12 protein-coding genes and 1 riboswitch are annotated in these 18,631 nt (G+C 44.4%); of the genes, 6 read left to right on the top strand and 6 right to left on the bottom strand.

The window, feature by feature from the left end:
• The first annotated feature begins 43 nt into the window (after nt 1-43).
• A complete protein-coding gene (locus tag L4D79_RS02650) occupies nt 44-952 on the top strand; it encodes a GGDEF domain-containing protein (protein ID WP_428646995.1) in 909 nt (302 codons plus the stop codon).
• A gap of 164 nt (nt 953-1,116) precedes the next feature.
• Nucleotides 1,117-1,392, top strand: coding sequence for a hypothetical protein (locus tag L4D79_RS02645; protein WP_428646992.1), 276 nt, complete (start codon nt 1,117-1,119; stop codon nt 1,390-1,392).
• A 57-nt stretch (nt 1,393-1,449) separates the two neighbouring features.
• Here the strand turns inward: L4D79_RS02645 and L4D79_RS02640 are convergent, their stop codons facing one another.
• The 4 genes from L4D79_RS02640 to L4D79_RS02625 form a co-directional block, all read right to left on the bottom strand.
• On the bottom strand, nt 1,450-5,616 hold the full coding sequence (locus tag L4D79_RS02640; RefSeq protein WP_428646989.1) for a hypothetical protein: 4,167 nt from the start codon (nt 5,614-5,616) through the stop codon (nt 1,450-1,452).
• Between the two features lie 296 nt (nt 5,617-5,912).
• A complete protein-coding gene (locus L4D79_RS02635; protein ID WP_428646987.1) occupies nt 5,913-7,472 on the bottom strand; it encodes a methyl-accepting chemotaxis protein in 1,560 nt (519 codons plus the stop codon).
• A 242-nt stretch (nt 7,473-7,714) separates the two neighbouring features.
• On the bottom strand, nt 7,715-8,479 hold the full coding sequence (locus L4D79_RS02630; protein WP_428646984.1) for a metal-dependent hydrolase: 765 nt from the start codon (nt 8,477-8,479) through the stop codon (nt 7,715-7,717).
• A gap of 239 nt (nt 8,480-8,718) precedes the next feature.
• Nucleotides 8,719-9,234: a GNAT family N-acetyltransferase gene (locus L4D79_RS02625; RefSeq protein ID WP_428646981.1), complete on the bottom strand. Its 516-nt coding sequence runs from the start codon at nt 9,232-9,234 to the stop codon at nt 8,719-8,721.
• A gap of 143 nt (nt 9,235-9,377) precedes the next feature.
• Here L4D79_RS02625 and L4D79_RS02620 point away from each other — a divergent pair, with 143 nt between their 5' ends.
• From L4D79_RS02620 to L4D79_RS02610, 3 genes are all read left to right on the top strand, one after another.
• Nucleotides 9,378-10,124, top strand: a complete 747-nt coding sequence (locus L4D79_RS02620) for a LuxR C-terminal-related transcriptional regulator (RefSeq protein WP_428646978.1) — start codon at nt 9,378-9,380, stop codon at nt 10,122-10,124.
• 152 nt (nt 10,125-10,276) lie between these two features.
• A complete protein-coding gene (locus L4D79_RS02615) occupies nt 10,277-12,157 on the top strand; it encodes a DUF294 nucleotidyltransferase-like domain-containing protein (protein WP_428646975.1) in 1,881 nt (626 codons plus the stop codon).
• Nucleotides 12,158-12,165: 8 nt separating this feature from the next.
• A complete protein-coding gene (locus L4D79_RS02610; RefSeq protein WP_428646973.1) occupies nt 12,166-12,909 on the top strand; it encodes a 3'-5' exonuclease in 744 nt (247 codons plus the stop codon).
• Nucleotides 12,910-12,982: 73 nt separating this feature from the next.
• Here L4D79_RS02610 and L4D79_RS02605 read toward each other — a convergent pair whose 3' ends face one another.
• Nucleotides 12,983-14,557: a BCCT family transporter gene (locus L4D79_RS02605; protein WP_428646970.1), complete on the bottom strand. Its 1,575-nt coding sequence runs from the start codon at nt 14,555-14,557 to the stop codon at nt 12,983-12,985.
• Between the two features lie 397 nt (nt 14,558-14,954).
• Entirely contained in the window at nt 14,955-16,286 is a 1,332-nt protein-coding gene (locus L4D79_RS02600) for an NCS2 family permease (RefSeq protein WP_428646968.1), read from the bottom strand.
• An 85-nt stretch (nt 16,287-16,371) separates the two neighbouring features.
• Nucleotides 16,372-16,471: riboswitch (purine riboswitch) on the bottom strand.
• Nucleotides 16,472-16,701: 230 nt separating this feature from the next.
• Between L4D79_RS02600 and L4D79_RS02595 the strand changes: the two genes are divergently transcribed.
• The gene (locus tag L4D79_RS02595) at nt 16,702-18,588 is read left to right on the top strand and encodes a PhoX family protein (RefSeq protein WP_428646965.1); all 1,887 of its coding nucleotides are present in this window, start codon (nt 16,702-16,704) and stop codon (nt 18,586-18,588) included.
• Nucleotides 18,589-18,631 lie beyond the last annotated feature (43 nt).

Raw genomic sequence — 18,631 nt, 5'->3', positions numbered from 1 at the left:
CATTAAGGTCATACCATGGATGTAATCGGTAGTAGTAACGTAGATGATTGAATTTCCAAAGATACAGCTTGATCCTGATAACACGTTTGCTTCTGACTTTGGCATACTGATCCACGACGAGTTCAAAATCCTCTATGTGGATGAAAACCTCTGTAACATTATTGGCATAGGTAAGGTTCCTGACAAAGTGTCGCTACCTAACTTGCTAAGTTTAATTGTGGATGTTAATCCAGAACAGGCGCTCGCTCACCATCACCGTTTAATGGAAGGATCGGAAAGACCAAGGGTACAAAGCTTCAAAGTCACCAAGCCCTCAGGGAAAGTCGCCCATGTACTCGCTGCCGAATCCATTGTGCAATGGCAAGGTAAAACCGCCATCCAACTAGCGATCATTGATATTACCGAAAAATACAATGATTTTTACCAACTGGAGCAACAAGCCTCTATTGATTCCTTATCAGGTTTGACTACCCGAAACCGCTTTGAAACCATACTCAGTAACGAGCTATCTAAAGCTCAGAAACTCAGCTATCCCATATCGTGTCTATACATCGATATTGATGATTTTAAGCTCATAAATGACACCTACGGCCACCAGACCGGTGATGACGTTATTCGTTTATTTGCGGATTGCTGTAAATCCAGTATCCGCCAATCTGACTTCATCGGTCGCTGGGGCGGTGAAGAATTCATCATTTTACTTCCACATACCACCCATCAGTTTGCCCTATTACTGGCAGAGCGCTTACGTTGGCGCGTGAGCAAACTCGAAGTCGATATGCCACATGGCGCGATTAGTTTCACTGTCAGCATCGGGGTCAATACCCTTTACGATGAAGTCATTTCTCCTGCATGCGTATTAAACCAAGCAGATCAGGCCCTGGCCTATGCCAAGCGCCATGGAAAGGATCAGGTTGCTTCATATAAAAAGCTTGATACACCAGACAAATAATAAAGATTAAAAACAATAACTTAAAGTCATTGAAATGTAATTCCATTTAAAGCATTCTGCTTAAAACACTACATTTCACTTATTGCTGGCGCGAATTGATAAATTCTCTTCGTGCGTTTTTTCTACACTTCAACTCGTCCAATAAACAACGAGGCGACAGTAAAGTGAAAAGTCTTTGGAATAAAATTAAGTATTTTCTAACTACACCCTATGGTAAAGCTTACTTAGTCTTTATTACCCTCACTAAGTTATATTTGGTGTACAAGTGGGCTTTGGATCATGTGAAAGACTTCGGTGGTGAAGTATTCGACTTTATTGGCGCATCAGTACATTACGGTGAATCTCTAAGTGCCATCGCCTTTACTGCTCTATGTGGTTATTACACTGTAAAAGCAATCATTAATATATTCAAATCTCCAACAAAAACAGCAGCCGCATAATGCTTGAAATATGAATGGGAGCCAAATTGGCTCCCATTTTTATATATTTCTACTTCTCTAGTGTTTATCTACTAACTCTAAGATATACCCCCAAACCTCCCCTTCACCTTGATTAGGTGCGGGGTTAGCCCACTCGCCAGAGGTATCTACCCAGAAAGACTTAATCACAAACTGAATACCATCAGACTCAATAACAGATAGAATCTCAGATGAACCCGCGTAACTAGGATGAGTCATCGTTAGATGGACTTGTCCATCGACTAACGCCCAATTGAATGGGAAGTCGCCATCTTCAGGGTCAAGGAACGCTCCCGTGTTATCAGGGTTGAACCGGATTGTCTCACCATCATCATTGGCAATAAGCCAAGTTGTTTGTTGATCAGCACCTTTACCTACCAGCATATCTTCAGTGAATTTCAACACTCGATTATCAGTCCATACCTGACATTGCTGGACGGCGTCTTGGTACTCTTGTTCAGTAGCATAACTAGCAGGTTGATCGGCTTCGTCATCCCATGGTGTATCACCGGTATCACATAACGCTAGTGGCTGGTTTTGCTCATATTCGCGGAAAACAAAGCTCCATATTTCACTCTGTAGCTGCCCATCTTCTGGGTATTGCTCGTACACAACAAAACTACTTTGATTGTCATAGTACTGTTGATGGGCTAATAACATGAACTCATTCGAATTGTTTACATCCGGTGTGAGTTTCAGGTAGCCCTCTTGTGTGATCATCCACTCAGTGTCCTGCTCCCCACACCAATCACCTGCACGGATCCAATTAAATGTACCATTCTCATTGAACTGGTATGCACGTGTATCACCGTCGCCTCGCACTCGTACAAAGGTCATTCCGGCTAATGTGTTATTGTAGTCATCCTCAATCGGGTTATATCCGCCGCATGTTGCAATAGCGTGGTCGAAATCATCGAGGCTCGCATTCTCCTGATCTACCGCGCAACTGGTTATCATTGGTGGATAAGTCGTTACACGCGCAGCCCAAATATTGAATCGGTCTGTACCCTGCTCATCCCACTGACTGTATATTTTCACACCCAAATACTGATCATCACGGCCAGTGAATGCAAAGTAATCGATAGGGCCCCAATCATAGGAAATCTCAATAACGCCTTCACTATTCACGCTCCATTCAAACATCGCCTCATTACCATCTGCGAAAACAGTCTTACCTGTGCCCTGCTCATAGAAATGCCATTGCTGTAATTCCTGACCGTTAAACAAATAATAAGATTGCCCAACAACTTCATCCTCTGTTGTTTGAACGTAATAACAGTCCTCTAGAATAGCGGCGTAATCATTGTATTGAGGTTCACCAATGGGGACTCCGGCATCCCACTCGGTATTGCCTTGATTACATATTCTGCCGTGTTGATTGAGAGCAAATTTCGCCTCTTCCTGACTGAAATAAAACGCCCCTAACTCGCTTTGCCATGCCCCTGTTGATGGTTCAATTTCATCAGCACTGACCATCAATCGCCAATAGGCATCAAACCAGTTCCAAGGGTTATCTGTATGTGGAACAGAAATCACCAGTGTGCCGCTTTGCGTATCGTTCACCCGCCACTTAGGTTTAATACCATCATGGATAAGCTGCAAAGGAACAAGCTGGTATTCACCATCTTGGGTCGGTGTGAGCAAGTCATGGTTAGTGACAACATACCACTGCCTTGCCACTCCCGACTCATCATATTGGAATGATTCACTCAAGAGCATACCGTTATAGTCACTCAAGCCAGATAAAACTGAATTATCAATCTCATCTAGGCCGTAGCCGCTGTTTCTTAACGCCTCAACGCTATTTGCTAGAGCAGCGACCTGTTGTGAACCCCATTCGGCAAAGCGGTGACCAATCCATAAGCCATTATCTTGCTTGATGAAGATTTTATAGTCTTGCCCAACATCTTGCTCTTTAACGGTAAAATTCTCCTCTGGTGCGCTAAAGTAGCTATCAGGAACTGGGATATGACTCCAGCTCACGGCTTCGGTATATTCCGAATCGCTTCTATCCGTTCTAATTGCACTAAAAGAATTGAACAGTACACCGTGAGGGTTCGCTTCGTCAGTTAGCTTTCCTTCAGCGTTTGACAATACGTAGCGATACCCGCTTATAGATTCTGTTTTCTGGAGAACATCATATTCGGTGGTAACTTCATACCAATAGTTACCTAGCGTATTGGTTTTATCTGCAACAAAGCTATATTGTGCGTACTCTTCGAAATACGGCTGTTCTGGTGAAGCCCAAACAGGTCGGAAGTGGCTAAATGTATACGTCTGATCATCGAGCACTGAAAAGCCAATTAAGGTATTAATAACACCATTCGCCTGCCAGTCTCGGGTGTCCTGATGATCAATCACAACCCCATCTAACGATGAAAAGATACCTTGTGAGCGGTAGTTGAGTTCACCATTTCTATCTCCGAACACCCAGCTATTCAAGCTGAACTGTTCTAGCGTTGAGGTCGTTGTCTCGACACTTTGTTGCTCTTGGCTTGAAACAGTCAAATATTGCACTGCATCAATATCCGTCATATTTTCATTAGCAACTTGCGACCTCAAATCAATGTCATCAAAGACTCGGTTATTGCCGTTACTTCCCCCTTCCGAGGCGGCATCCGATTCATCAATATAGCGCCAAAATTGCTCCTGACCTTCAGTAAAGGCCCCGACATCCAGCCATTGGCTTTCATATTGAACCTTGCCATCGAGGTTGTAATCATAATAGCCAAAACTTAACCGCTCAAAAGTACCATCCGTTTGATACAGTGCCTCGCTTTGCCATTCGCCAAATAGCATAGCTGAGTCGGGGTCAGTGTATACAATGTTTTCAGAACGTCTGATATTCGAGTTATTAAGCGTTTCTACAGTGATATCGTGAATAACCTCCAGTGTCTTAACATCCATCAAAATATCAATGAACACTGGTGAGGTGTAGCTATATTGCGTAACGATATCAGCAATAGATTTATCCGGGTCATCAGGGTATTGATCGCTATTGTCACCGACTTCGTCAGAATCTCGGTCAGCCCACTCAGTACTATCTAACGGGAATTTATCATCAACATCATCGACTTCATCACCATCATCATCGGTATCAGCGTTATTACCGATGGTATCCTTATCGGTGTCTAGCCATTCGCTATCGTCTAGCGGAAATGCATCATCCTCATCATTTACATCATCATTGTCATCGTCGGGATCGCGGTTATCACCAATTTTATCTAAGTCAAAATCGGCCCATTCGGTTTTATCATTAGGGAATTTATCAGCCAGATGATCACCATAACCATCACCGTCTTTATCTTCCCACTCATCTTTATCATTTGGGAACTTATCGGCTAGGTTATCACCGTAACTATCACCATCGCTGTCTTCCCATTCTTTGTTGTTACTAGGGAAATCATCCTCTGAATCAGTGACACCGTCACCATCCTTATCAGTATCGACAGCCTTGCTTTCCTCACTCACTACGCGGTCAAAATCATAATCCTCAGGGAGTGTGTCCCCTCGATCATCTATCAAGACTTGACCAACTTGATTCCCCTCTTCAATAGCTTGAGCCACTATACCGTTAAGGCTATTTTCATCTAGGGCTTCTTCGCTTTCAGGCAACACTCCAGCCGTTACTATAGACTTTGCAGACTGTTTGACCAATTTCACGGCAACCGTTGCACCGTTCAGCTCGGTGTCTTCATAATCACTATTGATTAATTCAGGTTCAATTCCAAACATCTGAGCAACATCAGATTTAGCAGCATCCTCCGTCATGCCGTCTTGGCGCATTTTGAAATCAACCATGGTCGTTAGGGGTGACACAACTGAACTGCCACTTGGTGCCGACATAACGAAATTCTTTGAAACCGTGGTATCCGGGTTATCTAAATCAATCGTTTCTTTTTGGATTGCTTTTACCACCACCGGATATGCTTCAGGGTTATCAATATCGCTAACATCTAAAGTCGCGAGGCCCTTTTCACTTCTTACACTCGGTTCAATGCCTTCATCAAACTGGTAATCACGATCGATATCTAACCAAACAAAAGCGTTATGCAAGTATCCATCAATCGCCTTAATACTCATCGACGTCGTAGGCTCTGGTGTTGGCTCTGTAATATCTGTGCTTGTGGTCGTGTCATCATTACAAGCCGCTATCATCAATAAGGTGCCCATCCCTACTGCGACAGCTATCGGGTGCCGTTTCATACCATCTTCCTTGTTTATCCTCTACACACAGCAAACCCATATATAAAGTGAACTCTGCTAATAAAGGGATTTGCTACAGTGGTTATATGAAAGAAGATATTTATTCGCATCACCCGCATGGGGGATAGAATTCACCCACAAGGTGTGAAACTCAATGGTAATTGATATACCTCAACAAAATAGTCTCACGAAAACAGAAAAAGGAAGCCGAAGCTTCCTTTTTTATTTTGTATATTTGACCATCTAATACCAATCTGGATAAGCAGTTAATCAAATATTTATGTAGGTTGGTATAATTAGTAACGGAAAAAAGACAGCTGCCTGCGTTGCTGCTCTGCTAATTGCGATAATTCTTCACTCGCGCTGGCACTTTGGCTGATACCAACCACATTTTGATTCACGAGCTCAGACATATTCACCACGTTTTTGTTGATGTCTTGCGTTACCATCGACTGCTGCTCTGCCGCTGTCGCCACTTCGGTGTTCATATCGCCGATAGAAGTGATCGCATCCGTGATACCTTCAAACACCTCATTGGCCAGACCCGTAAGCTCTTCTGACTCTTTCAACATCTGCAACGACTGCTGCATACCGTCATTGGCATTTGCAGACTGACGCTGAAGATCTTCAATGATTGCCTGAATTTCTTGAGTAGACTCTTGTGTGCGTGCAGCCAGCATACGCACTTCGTCAGCCACAACCGCAAAACCACGGCCAGATTCACCAGCACGCGCCGCTTCAATCGCTGCATTCAAAGCCAGTAGGTTGGTCTGCTCGGAAATAGCCTGGATCACTTCAATCACCTTGCTGACCTGATCTGACTGCTCACGAAGATGCATCACGACATCGGCTGCTTCAGACATTTTCTCAGACGTTACTTTGTTTGACTGCTCACTTTGGGTGAACACATTGCGGCCTTCATCGACCATTTTCTGGCTTTGCTTCGCACAGGTATCCGCATCTTGTGCATTGCCGCTGACATTATCGGCAGTACTTGAAAGCTCGTTGACCGCAGAGGCTACCTGTTCAATTTCTGCCATCTCTTGCTGGGCATTAGCTTGTGAACTATTCATCACCTCCGCCAATTCCGTGGATGCCGCAGCCACCTCTTCACTAATGCGGTTAAGTTGAGAAATAGTATCTTGCATCTTATCCAATGTTTGGTTCAAGTCGCTGCTTAGTTCAGCAATTTCATTCGTACCAGATACCTGCACACGCCCAGTTAAATCGCCTTGGGATAGTTTCTTCAATGTTTCTCGAACATCTATAATTGGCTTAACCATACGGCCAGAAACAATCCAAGCAATCACCAAACCGCTGATGACCATCACGAGCATGATGAACATAACGCTTTGCATCATTTGGCGATAATCCGCCTCGATAGCGGTTAGCTCTTCCGCGACATATTGATCAATGGCTATAGTCAATTCATCAATAGATTGGATCAATTCACTACCAACATTTCTGAAGTTAGCGGCTAGCACTTCTGACTCTTGCAACGTCTCGCCAACACTATTTTTACGTGCAACGAATGGCTTTAAATCATTGTTCAAAAATCGCTCATAATTCGCCATTTTTGTTTTTACTGCGTTTACATGACGATTCAAACTTGGCGTACGAGCTAATTGCTCTAGCAACTGGTTATTCTCATTAAACCCTTGCTTTACCGCTGTATCCAAATTCTGAAAAGCCGATGGGTCGTAAAGTGCATAAATGGCACTAACGCGAGCAGCAAAGCTGTTTTCAATTAACTGCTGAGCTTGTGTTTTTTGCTCCAATGCAGAAACAATGGTTTCGCTGGTTTTTTCACGTTGAGAACGGGACTCTTTCGTCACGACCGCAAAAGCGATTGCCATAATTACACATATCAGCAAGACGGGGACGAGAACCTGCTTCCGGACAGAAATATTATTGAGAGTAAAATGCATGAGTATAAATAAAAATAAATCGTAATAAGAATGCAACTTTACCATGAATTAGCACTGTTATTTTGATTTTTATCAATACGTTTACACCGTTAAATTATTGACGATAAACGTCAATAATTTGCATCCCCACCGCCCTCATAAAGGCGGTGTTTATACACCGCCACAATTGATTACCCCTGCTTAGAGTTTTGGTCCATTGCCTTTCTTGTTGAAGTAATGACTTCGTCAAAAAACTGCATGACTTCATCTCTATTAAGCCATTCAGGTTTAAAACGGAATTCACTCCAATTACTGACTTGCTTCCAGGTATTGTCTAAGGATGGGCCGTGGAGGTATAAAATTGCTATCAGCAGGCACTGAAATGCACTAATAAATGGATTTTTGGGTGAGAATACTTTCAACGCAGAGCCAAATGATAACTTCAATCGGCGATTCGCCAAATCAACACTGTAAATCTCATCGAGCGATAAATGTACAACGCCACCAAAAAAAATAAAGGTGCCCGATAACCAAGCTGTGATATCACTGTATCCTAACAAGAAAACTAGCCAGACAGTAAATAGTCCTGCAACAGCAATAAAAGCCAATGAATGGCAACAACCGCGATGGATCGTGATTTTTTCTAACGATGACTTAAAATTATAGCGGATGGTTAAATAGCAGAATCCGCTATACACGATCAACTCCAGCATCGATACCAGTTGATAAATATGGCCGACAAAACTGAAGGTGATCAAACCACCAAATAAACGGAAAAGTGTGCTCATTGACGTCGAGTTGTCGGAGTCAATATCCGGCAACAGACCGCCAATCGTGCCTAATAGCATCAACCATAATGCGGTGATCGGCACAATGTGCCCTGCTGAGAGCAGAGCTGTAGCCGCCAAACTACTCGTAAGTGCGGCTGTTCCAAGATGTGTGTTGAAATTAGCCACTGTAATCACATATACAAGACAGTTCCATCACCCAATTACCGGGTATTCTCACCCCTATTTTTCATTGTAATCTTGGTGTGTAACTGTCATTGTCTCATTAACTGGATAAATAACCAGTATACTGTATTACATAGTGATAACTGTACTAAAATACAGTATTTCAGTGTTGCAAACTGTTCACATGATCATTTTTTGGCCGCTTCTGACATCAGCCTGACACTTAATCATGTATCAATGACTTAGAGATCGAGTGCTAACTGATAAAATGCGAGATCCAACCAACGTTCAAATTTATACCCTGCACTTTTGATAATGCCCACTTCTTCAAAACCAAATTTTTGATGTAAGCGTAAGCTAGCAATATTTTCCAAATCTATCGCACCAATTAGTGAACGGTAACCTTGGCGGGACGCAAGTACAATGATGGTTTTCATCAACTCCATCGCAACCCCTTTGCCCCTGAATTCACTCGAGACATATATGCTGTGTTCAACAGTAAACTGAAAAGCGGGCTGCTCTCTGAATTTACCAAATGATGCAAAGCCCATAAGCCGACCGGAATCATCAAACGCCCCGACGACCGGATAGTCACCCTCAGTCTTTGACTCAAACCACAGCGCCATCACTTCCATCGTCCGAGGATCATATTCATAAAGCGCTGTGGTATTCAAAATGGCATCATTAAAAATTTCAAGCATCTCATGTGCATGTTGGTCAAACGCGCAGTATCTAATATGCATTTCACTTCCTTTCATCCAGAGTATTCTCGCTCAACCAAGCACCTTGGCGTTACTTGGGTACAAAATTACCTATCAAGATCACAAGACGCTAGCTTTTTTTTGTAATCATTAAATATGTCATTAAACCTTATACTAAGGATCACCGACAAAATAATGCTATGGATAAAGTCGATTGTTGGATAAGAAGCCTTGTCGAAGCAGGTCAGTCAGTTTCTGATATTAATCATGTAGTGGCAGATATCGGCCGTTCGGTCGGCGCAGATGTCAGTATCATATTCCTCGGCTCCACACCAAAAATCTCAACAGGCTGCATATTTCATGCTGGCATCGAGCAGCAGCAGCTTGAATTTTATGGCCGTCATTCACAAAGTGATGCTTATCTTCAGTATTATTCAAAGCACAAACTGCAAGGGGAAATGGTTCCGTTGCAAACCATGCTTCCACTGAACAACATAAAAGATGAATGGTTTAGAGAAGTCATGCTCCCCACTTTAGCAGTGAAACACTCAATTAGTGGCTATTGCCGTTTAAATAAATGGGAAGTCCAGGTACTGACTTTCCATCGCTATACCAGCCCTTTTTCACCTGAGAGCCAATCAGATTTACAACGATTAATGGAGAGTCTTCTCCCTTGGTCACAATATTATTTATCTCGCCAGAAACTCCTTGACCAGTTTGGGTCTCAACCCGTACAGCATGGTGATTTGATTCTGCCTAAAATCCTGACTCCGGCTGAAAAGCAGGTGATTGAGTTGCTGACTAAAGGTTACGATGGCAGCGAGATTACACAATTACGTGGAGTATCAAAAGAAACAACGAAAACCCAGATAAAGAGCATTTTGCACAAACTCGATTGCAAACATCAAAACCATCTATTGCACAAGCTCTACACTCAAACACCGTAACGTCGAGACGCTGACTCTAACCAGAGGCAAACATGGCTTCCTAATCCTTTTTTTTCAATCATATAGTGAGAAGTGCCACCTGCTGGTACAAGCATTCTTAGCTGAATTAGGTATACTATTAACCATTCTCCAAAAGCATTACGGATCAAACGATGGAAGCCGAACAGCTGGAAATTCTCAATTTTATCAGCCAATACCCTCCTTTTAAGGTACTCCCGGAAGAGTCATTAAAAGAAATCACCCATAGCGTTGAAGTCGCCTATTACCGCGCCGACACGATGATCCTGAACTTCGGTGACGAAATTCATGATCTCTATATCATCAGAAGCGGTGCTGTAGAGATATACCGGCGTAAGGGTGAACTATATAACCGGATTGATGAAGGTGATTTGTTCGGTCAAATGGGGTTGTTGATGAACAACAAAGTCAGGATGCCAGCCCGCGCCATCGAAGATACTCTGGTGTATTGTATTCCTGAGGACATCTTCAACAAACTGTGTGATGAGCACGATACCTTTGCTGATTTCGTTGAGTTAGAAGATAGCGCAAGATTACGCAATGTCGTTTCAACCCAAGCAAAAGAAAACGATCTAACCACGTCCAAGGTTCGCACACTGCTTTCACGTGACCCAGTCACAACCAGCCGAGACGAAAGCATTCAAACTGCCGCAATCACCATGGCGGAAGAGAACATCTCGGCAATGCTCATTGTTGAACCAAGCGATAATGATGATGATGACGATTATGACCCATTGGTCGGCATCATCACTGATCGTGATCTTTGCGCTCGAGTCATCGCCAAGGGCCTAGATACCTCAGCGCCGGTTTCCGAAGTCATGAGTACAGAGTTGATTTCGCTTGATTATAATGCGTATGTCTTTGAAGCCATGCTCACCATGCTTCGCTACAACGTGCATCACCTTCCGGTGTTAAGAAACAAACACCCAATAGGTATCATAGGCTTAACCGATATCGTCCGTTATGAATCTCAAAACAGCCTATTGCTGGTAAGTACTATCTTCCAGCAGCAAACCGTTGAAGAACTGCAGGTTGTCTCCGAAGAAGTTAAAAACTGTTTCGTACGTATGGTTAATGAAGACGCCAATGCCCATATGATAGGCAGCGCCCTGTCGGTCATTGGCCGCAGTTTCAAACAACGCCTTGCCGAATTAGCGCTTGAGGAACTAGGCCCTGCTCCAATTCCATTCTGCCTGATGGCTATGGGCTCGATGGCAAGGGATGAGCAGCTGATTGTGACCGATCAGGATAATGCCTTGATCCTTGATGACAGCTATGACGAAGCCCTGCATGGTGAATATTTTGAAAAATTCGCCAAGTTCGTTTGCGACGGCCTTGCTGCATGTGGTTACAGTTACTGTACTGGTGATATCATGGCGACTAATCCTGAGTGGAGGAAAACACGTTCACAATGGGAGGAATGTTTTGCCGAGTGGATTGATAACCCTAAACCGCAAGCCCTGCTTAACAGTTCAATCTTCTTTGACTTGTCCGGCGTCTGTGGTCGAGAGAAATGGGCTGAGCAACTTAACAGCTTCGTTGTTCGCCGGGCACGAAAAAATAACCGCTTTTTGGCCTGTTTGGCCCGTAATGCCATTAGCCGAACACCACCTCTTGGCTTCTTCAAAGACTTTGTGATGGAAAAAGACGGCAGACACAATAACTCGATTAACCTCAAGCGACGCGGTACCGCTCCGTTGGCAGACCTAATCCGTGTTCACGCCCTTGCAGTCGGCTCACGCTCGCAAAACTCATTCGAGCGACTAGACGATGTGATAGAAGCAGGCATTTTGCCTAAAGGTCGAGGACAAGATTTACGAGATGCGATGGAGCTGATCTACATGGTGCGTATCCGTCACCAAGCATTAGATATTGAAGCGGGTATTGAAGCTGATAACAGTATCGAGCCAGAAAACATGTCCGACTTTGAACGCCGTAACCTTAAAGCAGCATTCCAAATCCTGAGTAATGCTCAGAACTTCATTAAATTCCGTTACCAAGGTAACCGTCGGTGATAAGCAGTATGACAGTAAACAAACCCAAGCAACACCGACAGCTACTGAATACACGCAGTACACCGGATTGGCCAACGTTTTTTCAGACTCTTCTCGACAAAACTCGGGATGAAAGACTAAAAAACTTCTATTCCACACCGATGATTAGTGGTGATACACCGCTTAGTGAGGTGCCATTCGTTGCGCTAGATTTCGAAACAACGGGGCTTGATCCCAAGAAAGACGAAATCATCAGTATTGGCCTCGTGCCATTCACCCTACAGCGGATCCGGTGTAGAGAATCGGCCGAATGGATGGTAAACCCTCATCGACCTCTAAACGAGGAATCGGTGATCATCCACGGTATTACTGACTCCGACGTAGAGAATGCCCCTGACTTACTGAAAGTCTTAGAGCGGGTACTCAATGCCCTAGCTGGTAAAATTGTGGTGGTTCATTATCAAAAAATCGAACGTGAGTTTATGAATCAAGCTCTGATCAGCCGATTAGAAGAAGGGATACACTTCCCGGTCGTCGATACCATGGCAATAGAGATGGCGGTTCAACAGCGCTTTAATGGTGGACTCATCAATCGATTGAAAGGCAACCGACCTGGTTCAGTGCGACTTGCGCGTTCAAGACAGCGTTACAGTCTCCCAGATTACGCGCCTCACCACGCAGTGACTGATGCCCTCGCCACTGCAGAGCTACTTCAAGCACAGATTGCCTATCACTTCACACCGGATACGCCTATTTCAGAAATCTGGCTGTAACTCATTTCCCTTTATCAAGATATAAAAAAACGCCGTCATAATGACGGCGTTTTTGTCTCATCGAGAAATGTCTTTATTTCTGATACTTCTCTGTGGTGAAGCCCATGATAAGGCTGACACACATTAGCAACAGAATGAATACGAACGGTAGTGCGGTTGAAATTGCACCCGCTTGAAGCGCTTCGATAGCTTCAGTACCACCAACATAAAGTAGAACAGCAGCAACAGCACCCTCGATAAATGCCCAGAAGACGCGCTGTGGCATTGGTGAGTCAATCTTACCACCAGCCGTAATGTTATCGATAACCAGTGAGCCAGAATCCGAAGAGGTGATAAAGAACACCATAACCAAAATAATCGCAGTCACAGACAGCAAGTTACTCAGCGGCAACGATTCAAACATTTCAAACATCGCTAGCGGTACTGAGGTCAGTCCGTTCTCGCCAAGAATACCGATACCATTAATCACTTGATCAATGGCTTGGCCACCAAATACAGACATCCACAGTGTAGTCACCAGCGTAGGTACAATCAGTACAGCAATCATAAACTCACGGACAGTACGGCCCTTTGAGATTCGGGCAATAAACATGCCTACAAATGGAGACCAAGACACCCACCAAGCCCAGTAGAAAACAGTCCAGCCATGCAGCCATGCTTCATCTTCACGGCCATGAGGGTTACTTAATGCAAAGAAGTTTTTCGCATAGCCCGCTACTGTAGTCGGCACAGTACCCATTGAAATAGCGAAACCAGCAAGAGTAACAAATACCAACAATGCCAATGCGATAAGCATGTTGATATTACTTAGCAGCTTCACACCACCATCAATACCACGAGCAACAGAAATCACCGCAAGCAAGGTCACAATCGCGATAACTGCGATTTGCAGGCCAATACCACCAGAGATCCCAAACACGTGTTCAATACCACTTGCAGCTTGCTGTGCACCTAAGCCAAGGGATGTTGCCAGACCAAACAAGGTGGCGATTACCGCGAAGATATCAATAACGTGACCAGGCCAGCCCCAAACACGATCGCCAAGCATTGGGTAGAAAATTGAGCGAATCGATAAAGGTAGGCCTTTGTTGTAGGCAAAAAATGCTAGAGAAAGTGCTACGACACCATAAATGGCCCAAGGGTGTAGGCCCCAGTGGTACATGGTCGCGCCAAGCGCAAGCTCAATAGCAGCAGGCGTATTCGGGTCAACATTAAGAGGAGTCCCAAACCAACCGGTGTAGTAAGCCACTGGCTCAGCCACACTCCAGAACATTAGACCGATACCCATTCCGGCAGCAAATAGCATTGCTAGCCATGACATACGTGAGTAATCAGTTTCAGCTTCTTGACCACCGATACGGATTTTACCGAATGGCGAGAAGATAAGACCCAGACAGAAGATAACAAAAATATTACCCGCCCAAAGGAACAAAGCATCAAAGCTATTGATGATGCCGTTTTTAACCCCATCCAAAGCCGCCTTCGCTGACGTTGGGTCGCTCACTAGTACCGCAACAATAAAGAGAACGATTAAGCCAGCACTGGTTCCGAACACAGGGTTATGCACATCAAACCCCCACTTCTGGATGTTATCCTGCCCTACCGTATAATCCGTATTATCTATGCTGTATTTATCAACTTTTTTCATTGTATTTCCCTAAAACTGCACCGAAGCCTTTCGGAAGCATTATCTGCCCCATCAGTAAGATTAGCCTGATGGGCCAGATAATGTTTCAGTAAAGCCGCGCCACAAAATAGTTAGCCCTGTAAATAATAAGGTGATGTGTAGATCAAACCATTTCCACCCCTAGAGTGTCAAGTTTTGCTATAAATCAAAGGCTAAAGAACAAACTTTAACCAATTAATGTTAGTTTTATGGTCACCCATAGCATAAAACAATAAGCAATTTATTTTGTGAACTAACCATTATTGCTTCTATAGGTCACATTTTTACTTGTAACCCGGCAATCAAATTATAGGTGTGACGCTTTCTAACGCAAAAAGCGGCCTTAAGGCCGCTTTAGACAATGTGCTTTCTGTTCGTACTAGATGAACAATAGGTAAGCGAGGAACATAGCAGCCAGAGAATAAATCACTGGGTGAACCTCTTTCGCTTTACCTGCAACAACCATAGAGAATGCGTAGCTAACAAAGCCCATCGCCATACCATTCGCTGGAGAGAATGACAGCACAGTAAACATAATCGTAAAGAAGGACGCGATTCTGACTTCAATTACATCCCAGCGAATCTTCGCGATTCTACCGATCATGTAGATACCGACAACGACCATTGCTGGTGCAACCATCGCCGCAGAAAAGACCGAGAAGATTGGGTAGAAGAATAATGAAGCAAAGAACAGTCCAGCCACAACAACCGCACTCAGACCAGTCTTCGCTCCCTGAGAGGATGCAATACCTGACTCAGAGAACGCCGTTACCGATGTCGTACCTAATACCGCACCAACGACCGTACCACCAGCATCTGCCACTAGCGCTGATTTTGCATTAGGCACTTTGCCGTCTTTATCTATGATACCCGCATCGCGTCCAACGCCGACGATAGTGCTAAGACCATCAAAGAAATCGACGATCAAGAAGACCAGCACAACAAATACCAAATCAAATAGCTTTTCGGGTGTAAAGCCAGAAAAATCGAATATTTGACCAAACGTCGGTGCAATACTTGGCGGAAGGGAAACAATCGAGTCAGGGATCGGGGCATTGTTCGTCCCCATCACAACATCAGCAACCACTGTAAGTGCAATCGCTGAAATGAAGGCAAAGAAGGTGGCCAACTTGATGTTACGGATCATACAAGCCAGTGCGATGAAAATTGAGATGTATGCAATCGCAACTTGCGGGTCGCGAATATCACCAAGGCTGACAAGAATGATAGGGTTGGATACGATGATTCCCGCGTTTTTTAGGCCAAGGAAGGCAATGAACAGACCAAGAGAAACCGAAATAGCCAGTTTGAGATCTTCAGGAATAGCTTCAATCAAGCTCTTACGGATTGAAGTCATGCTAAGCAGTAGGTAAATAATACCGGAAATAAAGATACCCAGCAGTGCCTCGTGCCATACAAGAGCGATTGCACCACTTAGCAAGATCCCCTTAAAGAAGCCGTTCATACTCATGCCCGGCGCTAGCATAACGGGATAATTACCCCAAATGCCCATCACTAATGTTGCTAGACCAGATGCAATCGCGGTTGCAGTGAAAAGCGCGCCCTTATCCATCCCAGGGATATCCCCTAAAATAGCTGGGTTAACTGCGAGGATGTAGCTCATCGCCAAAAAGGTAATAAAACCAGCATACATTTCTGTCGAAACAGTTGTCTTTCGCTCAGAAAGCTTAAATATCTTTTCCAAATTCACAACAAATCCCTAAGGGTAAAAAGCACAGGAAAGATATTATTAAATAGATACTTAGAGCAAGACATCTGAACCAAGGTGTATAACCAACCGGCTACAGATAAATTGTAGTTTCAGGAATAGGTCCTGAAGTAGAAACTTTTGGTCCGTCTCACCAAAAATATACAATTTAATAATTCTTGGGCGCGGATTTTAATGATCTAAGTTTTGAATTCAACGTTGTAATTTGAAAAAAGCGACACCTGAAACATTTTGAAACAATTAAAGGCAAACGTTTGCGCTGAACTCTATCAATTGGCTCCGTAGCGTAAAGTTACTTTCACTAAAGTTATACATTTCTGTCACAATCAACCGCTAGCATACAGCCAACATAATGCATAACAGCCTTAAAATGCGATAATAAAAAGGAAGCAATATAATGAGCGCTAAGACGGACTTCTCTCAACGAGCAGAGCCAGAGTTTAACCAAATCATCGAAAAAGGCCTGAACCGCCGCCAGTTTCTTAAAGCCACGTCTGCAGCCAGTACTGTCGCTTTTTTCGGAGCCTCCCCGCTTTCTAGCGCAATTGCAGCATCGAAAAACAGCAACGCGCTTATCGGCTTCGAAGCGATTCCAGCTTCGACTGAAGATAAAGTAATCGTTGCAAAAGGCTATCAAGCTGACGTACTTATCTCATGGGGAGATCCTCTTTTCAAAGATGCACCCGCCTTTAGCCAAAATGCAGATAGCAAAGCGCAAGCCCGCCAGTTTGGTGACAATAACGATGGGATGACCTTCTTTCAGATCAGCGATGATCGTGGTGTCCTGTCCATCAATAATGAATATACCAACCACGAGTATCTGTTTGCCCACCAAGGTAAAGAAATGTCTGCAGACGACGTACTGAAGTCCCAGAATGCGCATGGCATCTCAGTCGTTGAATTGAAGAAAGTAAATGGCAAATGGGAAGTCAATCTTGATGGCCGATTAAACCGTCGTATCACTGCCAACACCGAAATGGAATTAACCGGCCCTGCTGCTGGTGATGACCAGTTGAAAACAGCCGCAGACCCTAAAGGAACCAAAGTGCTTGGTACCTTTAACAACTGTGCAAATGGCGAGACACCATGGGGCACTTACCTTACCTGTGAAGAAAACTTCAACGGTTTATTCGGCTCGAAAGAAACACCGGCTTTAGACAGCAACTACGCCCGTTACGGTATCAACACTAAGGGCTCAGGTTATGACTGGTTCAAGCACGACGAGCGTTTTGACCTTGCAAAAACCCCTAATGAACCTCATCGCCACGGTTGGGTTGTTGAAATCGATCCAATGAATCCAAATTCAACACCGAAGAAGCGCACAGCACTTGGCCGTTTCAAGCATGAAAATGCCGCGTTAACCATCAACAGCGACGGTTATGTGGTGGTTTACTTAGGTGATGATGAGCGTGGTGAGCACCTCTACCGCTTTGTCTCTAAGAACAAATACGATGCCAGCAACCCAAGCGCTAACCGCGATATACTTGATGAAGGCACATTGTACGTTGCTAAGTTCAACGCCAAAGACGGTGAGCTACAAGGTAAAGGTGAATGGATTGAGCTGACGTTTGGTAAAAACGGGCTTACCAAAGAGAATGGCTTTAACAGCCAAGCAGATGTGCTGATCTTTGCCCGCAAAGCAGCAACACAGGTCGGTGCAACCACTATGGACCGCCCTGAATGGGTTGCAGTAAACCCGAAAAACCAAAACGTTTTCTGCACCCTGACCAACAATAAATACCGTGGTGTTAAAGCTAACCAACCAGTTGACGCTGTCAATCCACGTGAAAAGAACCCATATGGCCACATTGTCCGCTGGATGCCTTCAGGCAAAGATCACACGTCAAACAACTTCGACTGGGATTTGTACCTTATTGCTGGCAATCCTACCGTGCATGAAGGCCTAATGGCAGGTAGCGACAATATTAATGCCGACAACATGTTCAACAGTCCTGATGGTATTGGCTTCGATAACGCCGGCCGCTTGTGGATCCAAACCGACGGTAAATATTCCAACGAAGGTGACTTTGCCGGCATGGGTAACAACCAAATGCTGTGCGGTGACCCTGAAAGTGGTGAAGTACGCCGCTTCTTGACCGGGCCGATCGCTTGTGAAATTACAGGCCTGACGTTCAGTCCAGACCAGAAAACCATGTTCATTGGCGTCCAGCATCCAGGTGAAGATTTAGCGCCGTCTCACTTCCCTGATGGCGGTAACACTATCCCACGCTCTTCTGTCATTCGAATCACCCGTACCGATGGCGGCATTATCGGCGCGGCTTAAGATAAAAATAACCATAACTCACTAGCTCTTATTGGCGGATCTT

Origin of the sequence: Photobacterium satsumensis, assembly GCF_050336935.1 — a bacterium.
Taxonomy (GTDB): domain Bacteria; phylum Pseudomonadota; class Gammaproteobacteria; order Enterobacterales; family Vibrionaceae; genus Photobacterium; species Photobacterium satsumensis.
This window is presented reverse-complemented; position numbering and strand designations above follow the sequence as displayed.